The organism is Pseudomonas sp. TE12508, assembly GCF_056279485.1.
On record NZ_JBWCCN010000002.1, the window covers coordinates 74,314 to 91,173 of the forward strand.

Here is a 16,860-nt window from a genome sequence, read left to right on the forward strand (position 1 = left end):
CGACTGAGCCTCGCCCCGTCTAACGGAGTGTTTATGGCAGTCAAAGTCCTGGTGGTGGACGATTCGGGGTTTTTCCGCCGCCGCGTCTCGGAAATTCTTTCAGCGGATTCCAATATCCAGGTCGTCGGTACGGCAACCAACGGCAAAGAGGCGATCGATCAGGCGCTGGCGCTCAAGCCAGACGTGATCACCATGGACTACGAGATGCCGATGATGGATGGCATCACGGCAGTGCGGCACATCATGCAGCGCTGCCCGACCCCGGTGTTGATGTTCTCCTCGCTGACTCACGAAGGCGCGCGGGTCACCCTCGATGCGCTGGACGCTGGCGCGGTGGATTTCCTGCCGAAGAATTTCGAAGACATCTCGCGTAACCCGGAGAAGGTCAAACAGCTGCTGTGCGAGAAGATTCTCAGCATCTCGCGCAGTAACCGTCGTGTCAGCGCCTACAGTGCCCCGGCTCCAGTGGCCGCACCAGCCCCGACGCCTGCGCCTTCGAGCGTCAGCAGCTACGGCAGCAGCAGTGCGCCTGCGCGTCCGGCCCCGGCACCGATTCCGGCTCGCAGCCATGCAGCGACGCCGGCGTCGCCAGCGCCGAAACGCAAAGCTTACAAACTGGTCGCCATCGGTACCTCCACCGGCGGCCCGGTTGCCCTGCAACGGGTACTGACGCAGTTGCCGGCCAACTTCCCGGCACCGATCGTGTTGATCCAGCACATGCCGGCAGCCTTCACCAAAGCCTTCGCCGAGCGTCTGGACAAATTGTGCCGCATCAGCGTCAAGGAAGCCGAGGATGGCGACATCCTGCGTCCGGGCCTGGCGCTGCTGGCGCCGGGTGGCAAGCAGATGATGATCGACGGCCGTGGTGCGGTGAAAATCCTGCCGGGCGATGAACGTCTGAACTACAAGCCTTGCGTGGATATCACCTTCGGTTCCGCGGCCAAATCCTACGGCGACAAAGTTCTGGCGGTGGTACTCACCGGCATGGGCGCCGACGGTCGCGAAGGCGCGCGTCTGCTCAAGCAGGGCGGCAGTGCGATCTGGGCTCAGGATGAAGCCAGCTGCGTGATCTACGGCATGCCAATGGCGATCGTCAAAGCCGAGCTCGCGGACGCGGTGTACAGCCTGGACGATATCGGCCGTCACCTGGTCGAGGCGTGTCTCTGATGGATGTACTCAGCCTTATCGGGATCATCATGGCATTTGTCGCCATCATTGGCGGCAACTACCTTGAAGGCGGTCACCTCGGCGCGTTGGCCAACGGCCCGGCAGCGTTGATCGTACTCGGCGGGACCGTTGGCGCAGCGCTGCTGCAATCACCGATGAGCGCCTTCAAGCGCGCCATGCAGATTCTCGCCTGGATTCTGTTTCCACCGCGTGTGGATCTGGCCGGCGGCATCGATCGCGTCGTGAACTGGAGCCTGACTGCCCGCAAGGAAGGTTTGCTCGGTCTGGAAGGGGTGGCCGACGCCGAGCCCGATAGCTACTCGCGCAAAGGTCTGCAACTGCTGGTGGACGGCGCCGAGCCGGAAGCGATTCGCAGCATTCTGGAAGTGGATTTCTACACCCAGGAAAGCCGTGACATCGAAGCCGCCAAAGTTTTTGAAAGCATGGGCGGCTACGCGCCGACCATTGGCATCATCGGTGCGGTGATGGGCCTGATCCATGTCATGGGCAACCTGGCCGATCCATCGCAGCTGGGCAGCGGCATTGCTGTTGCCTTTGTCGCCACCATCTATGGCGTGGCCAGTGCCAACCTGATCTTGCTGCCGATTGCCGCCAAGCTCAAATCCATCGCGTTGCGACAGTCGCGTTATCGCGAGATGTTGCTGGAAGGGATCCTGTCGATCGCCGAAGGTGAAAACCCTCGCTCTATTGAGTTGAAGCTTCAGGGCTTCATGGATTAAGGGAATAACCTCATGGCTCGTCGTCGGCAACCTGAAGAACACGTAAACCATGAACGCTGGCTCGTTTCATACGCCGACTTCATTACGTTGCTGTTCGCTTTCTTCGTGGTGATGTACTCGATTTCTTCGATCAACGAAGGCAAGTACAAGGTCATTTCCGAGGCGTTGATCGGGGTGTTTACCGACTCTGATCGCGCCCTCAAGCCGATCCCGATCGGTGACGAGCGACCGAAGACCGTGACCCCGGCCAAGCCGCTGGTCAAGGACAGCGAACAGATTGACGCTGGCATCGCCCAGGCTGCGAACGATCCGCTCAAAAGCATTGCCGATGACATCAGCGCGGCGTTCGGCGACTTGATCAGTTCCAACCAGATGACCGTGCGCGGCAATGAGTTGTGGGTCGAGATCGAGCTCAATTCCAGCCTGTTGTTCGGCAGCGGCGATGCGATGCCCAGCGACATCGCCTTCAACATTATCGATAAGGTCGCCGCGATCCTGAGGCCGTTCGACAACCCGATCCACGTCGAAGGTTTTACCGACGATCAGCCAATTCGCACCGCGCAATACCCGACCAACTGGGAACTGTCCTCGGCCCGTTCGGCAAGCATCGTGCGCATGCTGGCGATGCAGGGTGTGAACCCGGGGCGCCTGGCGTCGGTGGGTTATGGCGAGTTCCAGCCGGTGGCCAATAACGCCACCGCCGAAGGCCGGGCGCGCAACCGTCGGGTGGTGTTGGTGGTTTCACGAAATCTCGATGTACGCCGCAGCCTCACGGGTACCGGAACGGCTCATGCACAACCGGATGCCGCGTTGAAGCGGGCTGGCACACAAACTGCACCGGCTCCGGTCAAGTCGCCGGGACGAGAGAGCGCCGTCAATTCTCCGTCACCCGCATTAATACGTTGAGCTATTTCTCGGTCGACCTTTTCGACCGGGAGGAACAATCCGAATGAGAGTCTGGGCAGTCGCCAATCAAAAGGGTGGTGTCGGTAAAACCACTTCCTCCATCGCTTTAGCCGGTTTGCTGGCTGAGGCGGGCAAGCGCGTGGTTGTGGTCGATCTCGACCCCCACGGCTCCATGACCAGCTACTTCGGTTACGACCCCGACAGCCTGGAACACAGCAGCTACGACTTGTTTCTGCACAAGGGCAGTGTGCCGCAAGGCTTGCCCGGTCAGTTGCTGATGCCCACCAGTGACGAACGCATTTCCCTGTTGCCATCGAGCACCGCGCTGGCAACCCTTGAGCGCCAGTCGCCGGGCCAGAGTGGTTTGGGCCTGGTGATCGCCAAGAGCCTGGCGCAGTTGTGGCAGGACTTCGATTACGCGGTGATCGACAGCCCGCCGTTGCTCGGTGTGCTGATGGTCAATGCCTTGGCGGCCAGCCAGCAGTTGGTGATTCCGGTGCAGACCGAACACTTGGCCGTCAAAGGCCTGGAACGCATGGTCAATACCCTGGCGATGATCAACCGTTCGCGCAAACAGGCGCTGCCGTTCAGCATCGTGCCGACCCTGTTCGACCGCCGCACCCAGGCGTCCCTCGGCACCCTTCGCGTGCTGCGCGACAAGTACCCGGAAGAAATCTGGCAAGGCTACATTCCGATCGACACCCGCTTGCGTGACGCGAGCCGGGCAGGGCTGACGCCCTCACAATTCGACGGCAAGAGCCGTGGCGTTCTCGCTTATCGCGCACTGCTCAAGCATCTGCTGGCGGCGCAACTTGTTCCGCAGGTGGCGTGAGATGAACTCAATCCCTGTAGAAGCTGCCGCAGGCTGCGATCTTTTGATCTCGCTTTGTGACATCTTCGAATCCGCCAAACGATCGCAGCCTTCGGCAGCTCCTACGATGGTGTGCGCATGAATCGGCCGGTGAAGATCACCTCGCGTCCGCAACTGGCCCTCCAGTCCTATCTGGACGCATTGCTGCAGGACGCGACCGAAGAGTTGCCGCCAGAAGTGGAGGCGCTGCCCGAGGTTATCGAGGTTATCGAGGTTATCGAGGTTGAGGCCGCGCTGGATGAGTTCCAGGCTGCCGTGCTTGAAGAGCAGGCCCGTGATGCGCAGAAACCGGCCGTGGCCGCTGCACCCATCGTTGCGCCAGTGGTGAAAGCAGCGGTGGCCGTGATCGAAGCACCGGCACCGATTCTGGCGCCCGTGTCGACGATTGCACCCCTGCTGCAAGCGTTGGTGCCGCCGTTGGTTGATGTTCATCTGCCACCCAGCAACACGCCGCCACCGGTGGAAACCGACGGTCGTCCGGCATGGGCTGCCGAGCCGTTCGAGTGCCTGTTGTTCGACGTCGCCGGGTTGACCCTGGCGGTGCCACTGGTGTGCCTGGGATCGATTTATTCCCTGGCCGGTCACGAGCTGACGCCGTTGTTCGGCCAGCCGGAATGGTTCCTTGGGATCCTGCCGAGCCAGGCCGGCAACCTGAAAGTGCTGGATACCGCGCGTTGGGTCATGCCGGACCGCTACCGCGATGATTTCCGCCAGGGCCTGCAATACGTCATTTCGGTTCAGGGCTACGAGTGGGGGCTGGCGGTGCATCAGGTCAGCCGCTCATTGCGCCTGGACCCGAACGAAATCAAATGGAGAAGTCATCGAGGTCAGCGGCCATGGCTCGCCGGCACGGTGATTGAGCACATGTGTGCGCTGCTGGACGTTTCTGCCCTGGCCGAGTTGATCGCCAGCGGCGGGGCAAAGCACATGAGCGGCAGCAAGCCACTTCACAAACCGACATAGCTGCCGACATAACAAGTATGCGACGGCATTGTTGAATGCTGCCTACAGAACACACACCGCCAGAAGCGGTTTTTCGAGGGGTCAGGGTATGAGTAGTCAAGCGACGAATGCAAAAGGTTCTGAAGATCCGATCCTGCAATGGGTAACCTTCAAGCTGGACAACGAAACCTACGGCATCAACGTGATGCGCGTTCAGGAAGTCCTGCGCTACACCGAAATCGCCCCGGTCCCGGGTGCTCCGAGCTACGTGCTGGGCATCATCAACCTGCGCGGTAACGTGGTCACCGTGATCGACACCCGTCAGCGCTTCGGCCTGATGAATGCCGAGATCAGCGACAACACCCGTATCGTCATCATCGAAGCCGACAAGCAAGTGGTCGGGATCATGGTCGACAGCGTGGCTGAAGTGGTTTACCTGCGTCAGTCGGAAATCGAGACCGCGCCGAACGTCGGTAACGAAGAGTCCGCCAAGTTCATTCAAGGCGTGTGCAACAAGAACAACGAACTGCTGATCCTGGTCGAGCTGGACAAGATGATGAGCGAAGAAGAATGGTCGGAACTGGAGAGTATCTGATTGATTCTTGAGGTGGCTGTCATTGTCCTGTTCCTTTTATGGGCAGGCACGCTGGCGATGTTCCTGGCGTACATCCGCGCTCAGCGGCAGATCGCCGCGCAACAGGTCGAGGGCGATGCGCTGCGCGATCAGCGCATCAAGGACCTGGCCAAACGCGTCGACGACTACCAGAACGGCAACGTGCGCATGGGTGAAGACCTGCACGAACTGCGCGCCGTCGTCGGGCCGTTGCCGGACAAACTGGCGCAGCTGGAGCAGCGTGATCCGTCGAGCCTTTCATTCGCCCAGGCGGCACGGCTGGTAGGAATGGGCGCGAGCGTCAGTGAGCTGACGCAGTCCTGCGGGTTGACCCAGGCTGAGGCGGAGTTGATGAGCAAGTTGCACAGAAGCTGAGAAGATCAAAAGATCGCAGCCTCGTTTCACTCGACAGCTCCTACAGGGCGTGCACAATGGAGATCGTTCCCACGCTCTGCGTGGGAATGCCTCTTGGGACGCTCTGCGTTCCGCTGTTGTGTGACGCAGAGCGTCACGGGCTGCATTCCCACGCAGAGCATGGGAACGATCAGTAGTCATCCCCGCGATCAGTCACATCTTTCTCCACCATCGGCGCATGCGGATCATGCCCCTCGGGAAACTTACCCTTCAAATTCCACGCAAACGCAATGATCTCGGCAATCGTGCGGTACAACTCCTGCGGAATACTCTCCCCCAATTCCATCCGCGCCAGCAATCTCACCAGCTCGGCGTTTTCGTAGATCGGCACTTCGTAATCACGGGCAATCTGCAGAATGGCTTCGGCCAGTTCTTCATCACCTTTGGCCGTGAGGGTAGGGGCGTGGCTGCCGTCGTATTTGAGGGCGATGGCCTGGCGCGGTGCGGTGGATTTGTTCATGCGGTTTCGTCGACCCAGCGTTGTTCGAGGCGGGTTTGAGGGCCTTGTGGCGGTGTGCCGAGGTGGCAATCCAGATCGCCGACGTTCAGGCCTGACGCCAGCAGGCGTTCGCGCAGCCCGGCCAGATTGCTTTCGATCAGGCTCGCGGTGTACGGCCGCTCGGCCCACAACTGACTGGAGAGGCTGCCTTTGATCAGCTGCGCCTGAATCTGCAACGGCCCCAGCGGCTCCATGTCGAACGCCAGATCGACTCGCCACAATGGTTGCTTGGGTTCGTGTTCGTCGCGGCGTTCGTGCGGTTGTTCTTTCTCAGGTGCTTCTTCGCGCTGGAATTTGACCTGCAATGGCACGATGTCCTGCAGGTTGCGCATGGGGATTTCCAGTTGCCAGGTGCTGAGCAGCCGACCGTCGTCGGTGAGGCCGGTCTGTTCCAGGCTCGACAGTTGATGGCTTTGCAGGCGCGAGACAGCCGCTGCTGCCAGGCGCAGCAAATGTTCCAGATCGCCTTCACCGTCCTGACTTTGCAGCAGGCGCTCGGGGAGCGGGAAACTGGTCGGCAACGGTTTGGCGCTGACTTGCCCAAGCATTCCCAAGGCGCTGCGCACGAAGCTGGGCAGCGCTTGCGCCAGTGTATTGGCGGCGATGATCGCGTTGAGATTGGTATTGGCCGGCAGGCCCGGCGTCAGTTGCGCGATCAGCTTGAGCAGGTCGCCCTTCATGTCTGGCGTCAGCGTCGGGTTTTGCCCGGTCAGCAGTTTCGCTTCAAGGAACAGACCGCTGTTGGCCAACGCCTGGGCCAGACCTTTGGGTGTACTCAATTGCTGAACGTCCGGCAGGCCGGCGAGCAATTTGTCTACGGCGGCGCGCAGGTCGCTGGAGGTCTGATCCGATGGCGGCAGGTTTTGCAGGACTTTAAGCAAGCCATCCAGAGAGCCCTGGCGACTTTGCTGGCTGACCAATTGCTGCGTCACCGCCAACTGTTCCTGACGGCTGCTCAACGGGACGAATTTCAGGGTCTGGGTGTCCTGCACCAAGGCGCTCAGCAATGTACCGATGCGCAGTGGCGTCGGGCTGTCGATGCTCAGCGTGCTGCCACTCAGCGCGGTATTGAGCAGGCTCACCATCGAGCGAAACACCGTCGGCTGACCCGGCACCTGCGGCATTACCTGGGAGGTCAGTACTTTGCCTTGCAGCAAAGTGCCGACCGGCAGTTGCGCCGTGTCGATGCGGGTGAGAGTCGCGACGCTGGAGGCGATGGCCTGTTGCACCGTGACCGCCAGGTTGCCCGCCGATGGCTGGGTAATCGCCAGGCTGGTGCCCTGGGGCAACGGCTGAGTGCTGGTGGCCTGGACCGTGGTCTGGCGGCCGCTGTCGAGGGTGACCTTGAGCAACAGTTGAAAGGTCTGATCCGTCTGCTTGAGCGACAGCACTTCAGCCTTGGCGGTTTGCCCAACGGAGATCAGGCCCTCCATCGGTGTCAGCAGCTTGAGTAGATCACCACTCACCACCAGCGGCCGCGAAGTCGCGGGCGTGGTCGGCGGCAGCGGGAGGATGTTCATTTCGCCTGTCATATGCGGTCACAACCTGTGGAAATTGCGCTCTTTAGAGTAGGGCATGGCATGTATAATGCCGCCCGTCTTCGGGGAGTGGCGAAAACATTGCATTTGTTTGACCTGGCTCTCTAGAACAAGCCGCCAATGCATCTATGCTGCATCTCTTTAGCGGCCGCCCTGCCGCCGACTTGAACCGCAAAAGGCCCGTGATCTCTTGACCAGTCCTGTCCTGCAAACCGTTGCCCTTGCCTGTGAGCGAGACCTTCGGCTGCTCTTCGAAAATCTCGAATTGAGACTGGCCAGTGGCGAAATGGTACAGATCAGCGGCCCCAACGGCAGTGGCAAGACCAGTCTTTTACGTCTGCTTTGCGGCTTGATGCATCCGACTGCCGGGCAGGTGCTGCTCAACGGCTTGCCACTGAACGAACAGCGCGGCGAACTGGCGCGCAACCTGTTGTGGATCGGCCATGCCGCCGGCATCAAGGACCTGCTGACCCCTGAGGAAAACCTCAGTTGGCTCTGCGCCTTGCATCAACCGACCTCCCATGAGGCGATCTGGCAGGCGCTGACGGCGGTGGGGCTGCGCGGTTTCGAGGATGTTCCCTGCCATACCCTGTCTGCCGGCCAGCAACGCCGCGTCGCGTTGGCGCGCTTGTATCTGGACAGCCCGCCGCTTTGGATCCTCGATGAGCCGTTTACCGCGCTCGACAAACAAGGCGTGGCGCAACTCGAAGAACACCTGGCGGCGCACTGCGAAAGGGGTGGCATGGTGGTCCTCACCACTCACCACACGCTCACCCGGATACCGGCCGGCTATCGTGACATTGATTTGGGGAACTGGGCCGTATGAGTGTTTTCGGTCTGTTGGTCGCCCGCGAGGCACGTTTGCTGTTCCGTCGTCCTGCCGAATTGGCGAATCCGCTGGTGTTCTTCGCCATCGTCGTCTCTTTGTTCCCATTGGCGGTCGGCGCCGGGCCTCAATTGTTGCAAACCTTGTCCCCGGGGCTGGTCTGGGTGGCAGCACTTTTATCGGTCTTGCTCTCGCTGGACGGGCTCTTTCGCAGTGATTTCGAAGACGGATCGCTTGAGCAGTGGGTCCTTTCGCCGCACCCCCTGCCTATTCTGGTTTTGGCCAAGGTGCTGGCACACTGGGCGTTTTCCGGCCTGGCGCTGGTTTTGCTCGCACCCTTGCTGGCGCTGATGCTTGGTTTGCCTGCCGCCTGTCTGCCGGTGTTGCTGCTTTCTTTATTGCTCGGTACACCGGTGCTGAGCCTGCTCGGTGCGGTGGGCGCGGCGTTGACGGTAGGATTGAAGCGCGGTGGCCTGTTATTGGCGCTGCTGATTCTGCCGCTGTACATCCCGGTGTTGATTCTCGGCAGTGGCGCCTTGCAGGCGGCATTGCAGGGCATGCCGGCGACCGGTTATCTCTTGTGGCTTGGTAGCCTGACCGCCCTGGCGATAACCCTGACACCTTTTGCAATAGCTGCTGGCCTGAAGATCAGCGTCGGCGAATAATGAGGTCTGGTCAAATTTTGATCAGTAAAGACCCTTGGCTCTTCAAAGCGAAGAGCACCCGTGATGGAAACAGCAATGAACTGGACCTGGTTTCATAAGCTCGGCTCGCCCAAATGGTTTTACGGCATCAGTGGCAAACTGCTGCCATGGCTGAGCGTCGCGGCGTTGCTGCTGATTAGCGTCGGCGTGGTTTGGGGGCTGGCCTTCGCGCCTCCGGACTATCAGCAAGGCAACAGCTTTCGCATCATTTACATCCACGTTCCCGCCGCCATGCTGGCGCAGTCCATCTACGTGATGCTGGCCGTGTGCGGCATCGTCGGGCTGGTCTGGAAGATGAAGCTGGCCGACGTCGCCCTGCAATGCGCCGCGCCGATCGGTGCCTGGATGACTGCCGTGGCGCTGGTCACCGGTGCGATCTGGGGCAAACCGACCTGGGGTTCGTGGTGGGTCTGGGATGCGCGACTTACGTCCATGCTTATTCTGCTGTTTCTGTACTTCGGTCTTATTGCGCTGGGCAACGCCATCAGCAATCGTGACAGTGCGGCCAAGGCCTGCGCGGTGCTGGCAATCGTCGGCGTGATCAACATCCCGATCATTAAATACTCGGTGGAGTGGTGGAATACCCTGCACCAGGGCGCGACCTTCACCCTCACCGAAAAACCGGCGATGCCCGCCGAGATGTGGCTGCCGCTGCTGCTGTCGGCGCTGGGTTTCTACTGTTTCTTCGGCGCGGTGCTGTTGCTGCGCATGCGCCTTGAAGTGCTCAAGCGCGAAGCCCGGGCGAGCTGGGTGAAAACCGAAGTGCAGAACAGCCTGGAGGCCGCTCGATGAGTTTCGCTTCATTCGGCGACTTTCTCGCCATGGGCCATCACGGCCTGTATGTCTGGTCAGCCTATGGCATAAGCCTGGCGGTGCTGGCCCTCAACGTGGCGGCGCCGATCCTGGCCCGCAAGCGGTATCTGCAACAAGAGGCGCGTCGTCTGCGCCGGGAGAACGGCAAGTGAATCCGCTGCGTAAAAAGCGTCTTATCATCATTCTCGCGATCCTGGTCGGTGTCGGCGCTGCCGTCGGCCTGGCCCTGAGCGCCCTTCAGCAGAACATCAATCTGTTTTACACCCCGACCCAGATCGCCAACGGCGAAGCCCCGCAAGACACGCGTATCCGCGCGGGCGGTATGGTGGAGAAAGGTTCGCTACAACGTTCCGGCGATTCCCTGGACGTGAAATTCATCGTCACCGACTTCAACAAGTCCGTGACCATCAGCTACCGCGGCATCCTCCCGGACCTGTTCCGCGAAGGGCAGGGCATCGTCGCCCTCGGCAAGCTCAACGCTGACGGCGTGGTGGTGGCTGATGAAGTGCTGGCCAAGCACGACGAGAAGTACATGCCGCCGGAAGTGACCAAGGCGCTGAAAGACAGTGGTCAATCCGCCCCAACACCCGCGAAGGAGGGTTGATCGATGACTTCCGGCATCTTTATCCCCGAACTCGGCCACTTGGCCATGATCCTGGCGCTGTGTTTCGCGCTGGTTCAAGCCGTGGTGCCGTTGCTCGGTGCCTGGCGTGGCGACCGTCTGTGGATGAGCCTGGCTCAGCCCGCAGCATGGGGGCAGTTCGCGTTTTTGCTGTTCGCTTTCGGTTGCCTGACGTATGCCTTCATGGCGGACGACTTCTCCGTCGCTTATGTGGCCAGCAACTCCAACAGCGCCTTGCCGTGGTACTACAAATTCAGCGCCGTCTGGGGCGCTCACGAAGGTTCGTTGCTGCTGTGGGCATTGATCCTCGGCGGCTGGACCTTCGCGGTGTCGGTGTTCTCCCGACAATTGCCGCAAGTGATGCTGGCTCGCGTGTTGGCAGTGATGGGCATGATCAGCACCGGCTTTTTGCTGTTCCTGATCCTGACGTCCAACCCGTTCAAACGCATCCTGCCGCAGATGCCGACGGATGGGCGCGACCTCAATCCCTTGCTGCAAGACATCGGCCTGATCGTTCACCCACCGATGCTGTACATGGGTTACGTCGGTTTCTCCGTGGCCTTCGCCTTCGCCATTGCCGCGCTGCTGGGCGGCCGCCTCGATGCGGCGTGGGCGCGCTGGTCCCGTCCGTGGACGATCGTCGCCTGGGCTTTCCTCGGTATCGGTATTACGTTGGGCTCCTGGTGGGCCTATTACGAACTTGGCTGGGGTGGCTGGTGGTTCTGGGACCCGGTGGAAAACGCATCCTTCATGCCTTGGCTGGTGGGCACGGCGTTGATTCACTCGTTGGCGGTCACGGAAAAACGTGGCGTGTTCAAGAGCTGGACGGTGTTGCTGGCGATCGCCGCGTTCTCGTTGAGTTTGCTCGGCACCTTCCTCGTGCGCTCCGGCGTGCTGACGTCGGTTCACGCCTTTGCGTCCGACCCTGAGCGCGGCGTATTCATCCTGATCTTCCTGCTGTTTGTGGTCGGCGGTTCGCTGACGCTGTTTGCCCTGCGCGCGCCGGTGGTCAAGAGCCATGTCGGCTTCAACCTCTGGTCCCGGGAAACCCTGCTGCTGGGCAATAACCTGGTGCTGGTGGTGGCCGCTTCGATGATCCTGCTCGGCACCTTGTATCCATTGATCCTCGACGCGATGACCGGCGCCAAACTGTCGGTCGGCCCGCCGTACTTCAACGCGCTGTTCATTCCATTGATGGCGATACTGATGGTGGTGATGGCGGTCGGCATGCTGGTGCGCTGGAAAGACACGCCGGTTAAATGGCTGATGAGCATGTTGACCCCGGTGTTGCTCGGCAGCGCTGCGCTGGCCGTTGTGGCGGGTGTCGCTTACGGCGATTTCAACTGGGCGGTGCTGGCGACGTTCATGCTGGCTGCCTGGGTGTTGCTGGCCGGTGTGCGGGATATCTTCGACAAAACGCGTCACAAGGGTTTGATCAAAGGTCTGCCGACCCTGACCCGCAGCTATTGGGGGATGCAGATCGCGCATTTGGGCATTGCCGTATGCGCGCTGGGTGTCGTGTTGTCGAGCCAGAACAGTGCCGAGCGCGATCTGCGCCTGGCACCGGGTGAGTCCATGAGCCTGGCCGGTTATCAGTTTGTGTTCGACGGCGCCAAGCACTTCGAAGGGCCGAACTTTACCTCCGACAAGGGCACCGTGCGGGTGATCCGCGATGGCAAGGAAATCAGTGTGCTGCACCCGGAAAAACGCCTCTACACCGTGCAGAACTCGGTGATGACCGAAGCCGGGATCGACGCAGGTTTCACCCGTGACCTTTACGTCGCGCTGGGCGAGCCGCTCGGCGAGGGCGCCTGGGCGGTTCGGGTACACGTCAAACCGTTCGTGCGCTGGATCTGGTTCGGCGGGTTGCTCACAGGTTTCGGCGGTTTGCTGGCGGCGCTGGATCGTCGTTATCGGGTCAAGGTGAAAAGCCGCGTGCGTGAAGCACTCGGCATGACGGGAGCCACCGCATGAGACGTTGGTTGATGCTGTTGCCACTGGCGATTTTTCTGGTGGTTGCTGTTTTTCTGTATCGGGGGCTGTACCTGAACCCGGCCGAGCTGCCTTCGGCGATGATCAACAAACCGTTCCCTGAGTTTTCGCTGCCCTCGGTGCAGGGTGACAAAACCCTGACCAAAGCGGACATTCTGGGTAAACCGGCATTGGTCAACGTCTGGGGCACCTGGTGCATTTCCTGCCGGGTCGAGCACCCGGTGCTGAACAAATTAGCTCAGCAAGGCGTGGTGATCTACGGCGTCAACTACAAGGACGTCAACGCCGATGCCTTGAAGTGGCTGGCCGAGTTCCATAACCCGTATCAACTGGACATCCGTGACGATGCCGGCACCCTGGGCCTGAACCTCGGCGTATACGGCGCACCGGAAACTTTCTTCATCGACGCCAAGGGCATCATCCGCGACAAATTCGTCGGCGTGATCGACGAACAAGTCTGGCGCGAAAAACTTGCGGCCAAGTATCAGGCGCTGGTCGACGAGGCCAAGCCATGAAGCGCTGGATTGCCGCCGCCGTGCTGGGTTTGAGCATGGCCGGTGTGGCCCACGCGGCCATCGACACCTACGAGTTCGCCAAAGAAGGCGACCGTGAGCGTTTTCGCGAGCTGACCAAAGAGTTGCGTTGCCCCAAGTGCCAGAATCAGGACATCGCCGATTCCAATGCTCCGATCGCTGCCGACCTGCGTAAAGAGATTTTTCGCATGCTCGGCGAGGGCAAGGACAACCAGCAAATCATCGATTTCATGGTCGACCGCTACGGTGATTTCGTTCGCTACAAACCTGCCCTCAACGCCAAAACCGCACTGCTCTGGTTCGGCCCCGCCGGCCTGCTGCTGGGCGGTTTTGTGATCATCGCCGTGATCGTCCGTCGTCGTCGCGTGCAACGCACTGACAGCCCGGACACGCTTTCTGCCGAGGAGCGCGAGCGCCTCGACCACCTGTTGGATAAAACCAAGAATGATTGATTTCTGGCTCGCTGCAGGCCTGCTGCTTCTGGTTGCCCTGAGTTTTCTGCTGATCCCCGTTCTGCGTGGTCGCCGCGCTCAGCTGGAAGAGGATCGCACGGCACTGAACGTCGCGCTTTATCAGGAGCGCGTGGCTGAGTTGCAGACTCAGCAGGAAGAGGGCGTACTCAACGCCGAACAAATGGACTCCGGCCGCGCGGAAGCTGCCCGTGAACTGCTCGCCGACACCGAAGGCGTCGAGGCGCCGCGCGTGTCGCGTCTGGGCAAGCCGTTGCCATTGCTGGCGGCGATTCTGGTTCCGGTGCTGGGCCTTGGGCTGTACCTGCATTTCGGCGCCAGCGACAAAGTCGAGCTGACCCGCGAATTCGCCCAGGCGCCGCAGTCGATGGAAGAAATGACCCGTCGTCTGGAGCGTGCGGTCGCCGCCCAACCGGACTCGGCCGAGGGCTTGTACTTCCTTGGCCGCACCTACATGGCTCAGGACCGTCCGGGCGATGCGGCGAAGATCTTCGAACGCACCGTGAGCCTGGCCGGTCGTCAGCCGGAACTGCTCGGGCAGTGGGCTCAGGCGCAATATTTCGCCGACGGCAAGAAGTGGTCGGACAAGGTCCAGGCCCTGACCGACGAAGCGCTCAAAGCTGATCCGAAAGAAGTCACCAGCCTCGGTCTGCTGGGCATCGCGGCCTTCGAAGGCGAGCGTTATCAGGACGCCATCGACTATTGGAATCGCCTGCTGGCGCAACTGCCGCCGGATGATAAATCCCGCGTCGCTCTGCAAGGCGGCATTACTCGGGCCGCCGAGAAGCTGGAAGCCAGCGGTGGAAAGGTTGCCCAAGCGCCTGCGGTTAAAGCTGCAGCGCTGCTCAAAGTGCAAGTCGAACTTTCGCCAGAGCTGAAAGCCAAGGTCCTGCCGGGTGACAGCGTGTTCATCTTCGCCCGCGCCATCTCCGGCCCGCCCGCACCGCTGGCCGCCAAGCGTCTGACCGTCGCCGACTTGCCGGCAACCGTCGAACTGGGTGATGCCGACGCCATGATGCCGCAGTTGAAACTGTCGAACTTCCCTGAAGTCCAACTGGTTGCGCGCATCTCCCGCGCTGGCCAACCGACTGCCGGCGAATGGATCGGTCGCAGCCAACCCTTGGCCACCAGCACCACCGCGCAACAAAAACTGATCATCGACAGCCCGGATAAATAACAGGAAGCACCACCATGACCGCCATCGCTCGTATCACTCTCCTCAGTATGGTTTTGGGGTTAAGCGCCTGTGCGGTCCAGCAGCCCGAGCCCACACGGCTGCCGCCAATCCCGCCTTCGGGGCCAAGCACCAAACCGCCTCCAACGACGACACCGAGCAAACCGAGCATCCCGGTCAAACCGTCCAAGCCGATTCCACGCACTTCCGCCAGTTTCGCCCCGCCACCGGGGGGCAACAGCCATTGGGATGCGAAACTCGGCGTTTACGTTCTCGATGATCAGACCAACACCTTCTACCGCCAGCGCACCTACTACCGCTGGAACAACGGCTGGAGCCGCTCGATCAGCCCGAACGGGCCATGGGAAGAGACGGACATCCATGGCGTGCCGGGCGGGTTGGGCAGGCAATTCGGGCAGTGAATGGAAGCGGCGATCTGAGGATCGCCGTTTTGCTTTTTTGGGGGGGGAGGAAGGCGATTAAAGAATGGCTCGATAGTGGGTCAACGCCTTGCTCGACCGAATCAGGCCTTGGCGTAACAGCAGATCAAGATAGGTGCCGACATCCATCGGCGGCATCTTTAGCTGTTTGCGTTGCCGTTGTGCTGCCGCGACAACTGCTGCCGGGTCCAGGTCAAAGAGGTTATCGACGAATTCGTCAGGATGTTGGGCCTCGATGCCAAAAGATCCGAGTGTTTCATCGGGAAAGTCTTTCTGATTAAAAGTCACGATGACACTGGCGTTGCAGCGTATGGCGGCAGCCAGAACATGTCGGTCATCGATGTCGGGCAGCGTGAGCCCTTTGATCAGCTTTTCGTAACCGGATACGCAAGCATCGGGTATGGCCTGATCCATCAAGTCGGACGTGCGATCCAATTGCTCTGTTGTCAGGTCCAGGCGGTTTTTCAGCAGATTGCGCTTCCATTCGTTGTGTATCTCCAGCGACCATCGCGCCCTGAAACGTCCAGAGAGCGCGAGCCACATCAGAAAGTCTCTTAGGGGGCGTTCTCAATTAGTTTCCCCGCCGCGTTGTCGCCTTAAAGCGGGCTAGGCAAGGCGCAGGCCGCTGGGAATGGTTGCTCCCTTTCCAAGGCCTGCAACGCAGGCTGGCCCGCTTTAAGGCACAACCCGAAGGGCCGGGCCTGCTGTTGTGGAGGGCTGCGTTGCTCGAAGCTTATTTGGAATGACCAAACCACACTTCTCGCGCCTTGCCCTGCACAACAGCAGACCCGGCGCGGCGGGGAAACTAATTGAGAACGCCCCCTAGGGAGCGGGGTAAAGAACACATGCGTCATATACAGCGGTAAAAGGGGAATGCCTCACTCGTATCCTGTCCTTAACGCTTGTGCTTGCTCGGCGAGAAGCGTCATTGCTTGCTCGCTGGCGGTGTCGCGCCGGTTTTTATAGTCCATCAAATCGGCAAAGCGCACACGTCGGTGCTTGCCGGTTTTGTGGTAGGACAACTCGCCGGACTCCAGCAGTTTGATCAGGTGCGGGCGTGAGACATTGAGTAAGTCCGCCGCTTCCTGGGTGGTCAGTTCCGCGTGAACCGGGACGACCTTTACCGCGTTGCCTTCTGCCAATGCAGCCAGGATGTCGACCAGCAATCGAAGGGCTGAAGTGGGCAGTTCGACGCTGTGAGCTTCATTTTGCTCATCGAAAATCTGGATGCGTTGGGTTTCGAACTGAGTCGCGAGATAGGCAGCGAGGGCGCGCTGGCCTTCGATAGCAGCCTGAACTTCGCGCGCCATGGGCAAGTTGATCGGTGGGTGGAGGACTAAGGACATGATGAAATTCCAACATTCTGAGTAGCGATGCTGGAAGGCTATTCGAATCAAACGAAAATCGCAATAAACGAAACAAGAGCTTGTTTAAGGTTCTTTTGCCAGCAAGGTCTGGACGTAATCGACAAACGCCCGAGCCTCCACACTGGCCAGCTCCGGTCCGATCAAATCAACACCCTGTAAAACAACCGAGCGTCGTGATCCGGATTTTTGTGCTTGAGTAAAAGTAACTCTAGGGTTATTTTTTGTTGGG

Annotated in this window: 21 protein-coding genes; 17 read left to right on the top strand and 4 right to left on the bottom strand. The window is 60.3% G+C overall.

What is annotated here, in order from left to right:
* The first annotated feature begins 33 nt into the window (after positions 1–33).
* From ACZ9IM_RS02490 to ACZ9IM_RS02520, 7 genes are all read left to right on the top strand, one after another.
* Positions 34–1,167 carry a protein-glutamate methylesterase/protein-glutamine glutaminase gene (locus ACZ9IM_RS02490; RefSeq protein WP_192345723.1) on the top strand — a complete coding sequence of 378 codons (1,134 nt, stop codon included), beginning with the start codon at positions 34–36 and terminating at the stop codon, positions 1,165–1,167.
* Entirely contained in the window at positions 1,167–1,907 is a 741-nt protein-coding gene (locus ACZ9IM_RS02495; RefSeq protein WP_427626701.1) for a flagellar motor protein, read from the top strand. The genes ACZ9IM_RS02490 and ACZ9IM_RS02495 overlap by 1 nt, the downstream gene beginning before the upstream one ends.
* Before the next feature lie 12 nt (positions 1,908–1,919).
* Positions 1,920–2,813, top strand: a complete 894-nt coding sequence (gene motD, locus ACZ9IM_RS02500; protein ID WP_008072648.1) for a flagellar motor protein MotD — start codon at positions 1,920–1,922, stop codon at positions 2,811–2,813.
* Between the two features lie 43 nt (positions 2,814–2,856).
* Positions 2,857–3,645 (top strand): ParA family protein, encoded by a 789-nt coding sequence (locus ACZ9IM_RS02505; protein ID WP_030130563.1) that lies wholly within the window; start codon positions 2,857–2,859, stop codon positions 3,643–3,645.
* Positions 3,646–3,762: 117 nt separating this feature from the next.
* Complete coding sequence (locus tag ACZ9IM_RS02510) at positions 3,763–4,647, top strand: CheW domain-containing protein (protein WP_476223298.1); 885 nt, start codon at positions 3,763–3,765, stop codon at positions 4,645–4,647.
* Between the two features lie 88 nt (positions 4,648–4,735).
* Complete coding sequence (locus ACZ9IM_RS02515; protein ID WP_008072653.1) at positions 4,736–5,221, top strand: chemotaxis protein CheW; 486 nt, start codon at positions 4,736–4,738, stop codon at positions 5,219–5,221.
* Positions 5,222–5,614, top strand: coding sequence for a DUF2802 domain-containing protein (locus ACZ9IM_RS02520; RefSeq protein ID WP_427626708.1), 393 nt, complete (start codon positions 5,222–5,224; stop codon positions 5,612–5,614). It begins immediately after the preceding gene.
* A 169-nt stretch (positions 5,615–5,783) separates the two neighbouring features.
* On the opposite strand, the gene ACZ9IM_RS02525 is transcribed toward ACZ9IM_RS02520, so the two are convergent.
* Together ACZ9IM_RS02525 and fliK are read right to left on the bottom strand one after the other, a co-directional pair.
* Positions 5,784–6,113 carry an EscU/YscU/HrcU family type III secretion system export apparatus switch protein gene (locus ACZ9IM_RS02525; RefSeq protein WP_427626710.1) on the bottom strand — a complete coding sequence of 110 codons (330 nt, stop codon included), beginning with the start codon at positions 6,111–6,113 and terminating at the stop codon, positions 5,784–5,786.
* On the bottom strand, positions 6,110–7,684 hold the full coding sequence (fliK, locus tag ACZ9IM_RS02530) for a flagellar hook-length control protein FliK (RefSeq protein ID WP_476223299.1): 1,575 nt from the start codon (positions 7,682–7,684) through the stop codon (positions 6,110–6,112). Before fliK ends, ACZ9IM_RS02525 begins: the two co-directional genes overlap by 4 nt.
* Positions 7,685–7,880: 196 nt before the next feature.
* On the opposite strand from fliK, the gene ccmA reads away from it, so the two are divergent.
* The 10 genes from ccmA to ACZ9IM_RS02580 all read left to right on the top strand — a co-directional run bounded on the left by ccmA (position 7,881) and on the right by ACZ9IM_RS02580 (position 15,246).
* Positions 7,881–8,516: a cytochrome c biogenesis heme-transporting ATPase CcmA gene (gene ccmA / locus ACZ9IM_RS02535; protein WP_476223300.1), complete on the top strand. Its 636-nt coding sequence runs from the start codon at positions 7,881–7,883 to the stop codon at positions 8,514–8,516.
* Positions 8,513–9,181, top strand: a complete 669-nt coding sequence (ccmB, locus tag ACZ9IM_RS02540) for a heme exporter protein CcmB (protein WP_008072659.1) — start codon at positions 8,513–8,515, stop codon at positions 9,179–9,181. Before ccmA ends, ccmB begins: the two co-directional genes overlap by 4 nt.
* 75 nt (positions 9,182–9,256) lie before the next feature.
* Positions 9,257–10,012 carry a heme ABC transporter permease gene (locus ACZ9IM_RS02545; RefSeq protein WP_063342926.1) on the top strand — a complete coding sequence of 252 codons (756 nt, stop codon included), beginning with the start codon at positions 9,257–9,259 and terminating at the stop codon, positions 10,010–10,012.
* Positions 10,009–10,185, top strand: a complete 177-nt coding sequence (ccmD, locus tag ACZ9IM_RS02550; protein WP_007894243.1) for a heme exporter protein CcmD — start codon at positions 10,009–10,011, stop codon at positions 10,183–10,185. The genes ACZ9IM_RS02545 and ccmD overlap by 4 nt, the downstream gene beginning before the upstream one ends.
* Positions 10,182–10,637, top strand: a complete 456-nt coding sequence (gene ccmE, locus ACZ9IM_RS02555; RefSeq protein WP_008026817.1) for a cytochrome c maturation protein CcmE — start codon at positions 10,182–10,184, stop codon at positions 10,635–10,637. Before ccmD ends, ccmE begins: the two co-directional genes overlap by 4 nt.
* A gap of 3 nt (positions 10,638–10,640) precedes the next feature.
* Positions 10,641–12,629, top strand: a complete 1,989-nt coding sequence (locus tag ACZ9IM_RS02560) for a heme lyase CcmF/NrfE family subunit (RefSeq protein WP_476223301.1) — start codon at positions 10,641–10,643, stop codon at positions 12,627–12,629.
* On the top strand, positions 12,626–13,162 hold the full coding sequence (locus ACZ9IM_RS02565; RefSeq protein ID WP_007894246.1) for a DsbE family thiol:disulfide interchange protein: 537 nt from the start codon (positions 12,626–12,628) through the stop codon (positions 13,160–13,162). Before ACZ9IM_RS02560 ends, ACZ9IM_RS02565 begins: the two co-directional genes overlap by 4 nt.
* Positions 13,159–13,632, top strand: coding sequence for a cytochrome c-type biogenesis protein (locus ACZ9IM_RS02570; RefSeq protein WP_007894247.1), 474 nt, complete (start codon positions 13,159–13,161; stop codon positions 13,630–13,632). Before ACZ9IM_RS02565 ends, ACZ9IM_RS02570 begins: the two co-directional genes overlap by 4 nt.
* Positions 13,625–14,827 carry a c-type cytochrome biogenesis protein CcmI gene (gene ccmI, locus ACZ9IM_RS02575; RefSeq protein WP_476223302.1) on the top strand — a complete coding sequence of 401 codons (1,203 nt, stop codon included), beginning with the start codon at positions 13,625–13,627 and terminating at the stop codon, positions 14,825–14,827. The genes ACZ9IM_RS02570 and ccmI overlap by 8 nt, the downstream gene beginning before the upstream one ends.
* A gap of 14 nt (positions 14,828–14,841) precedes the next feature.
* Positions 14,842–15,246: a hypothetical protein gene (locus ACZ9IM_RS02580; protein WP_207267371.1), complete on the top strand. Its 405-nt coding sequence runs from the start codon at positions 14,842–14,844 to the stop codon at positions 15,244–15,246.
* A gap of 57 nt (positions 15,247–15,303) precedes the next feature.
* Here ACZ9IM_RS02580 and ACZ9IM_RS02585 read toward each other — a convergent pair whose 3' ends face one another.
* Together ACZ9IM_RS02585 and ACZ9IM_RS02590 are read right to left on the bottom strand one after the other, a co-directional pair.
* A complete protein-coding gene (locus ACZ9IM_RS02585) occupies positions 15,304–15,807 on the bottom strand; it encodes a VapC50 family PIN domain-containing toxin (RefSeq protein ID WP_476223303.1) in 504 nt (167 codons plus the stop codon).
* Positions 15,808–16,142: 335 nt separating this feature from the next.
* Positions 16,143–16,610, bottom strand: coding sequence for a helix-turn-helix domain-containing protein (locus ACZ9IM_RS02590; protein WP_192345737.1), 468 nt, complete (start codon positions 16,608–16,610; stop codon positions 16,143–16,145).
* Positions 16,611–16,860 lie beyond the last annotated feature (250 nt).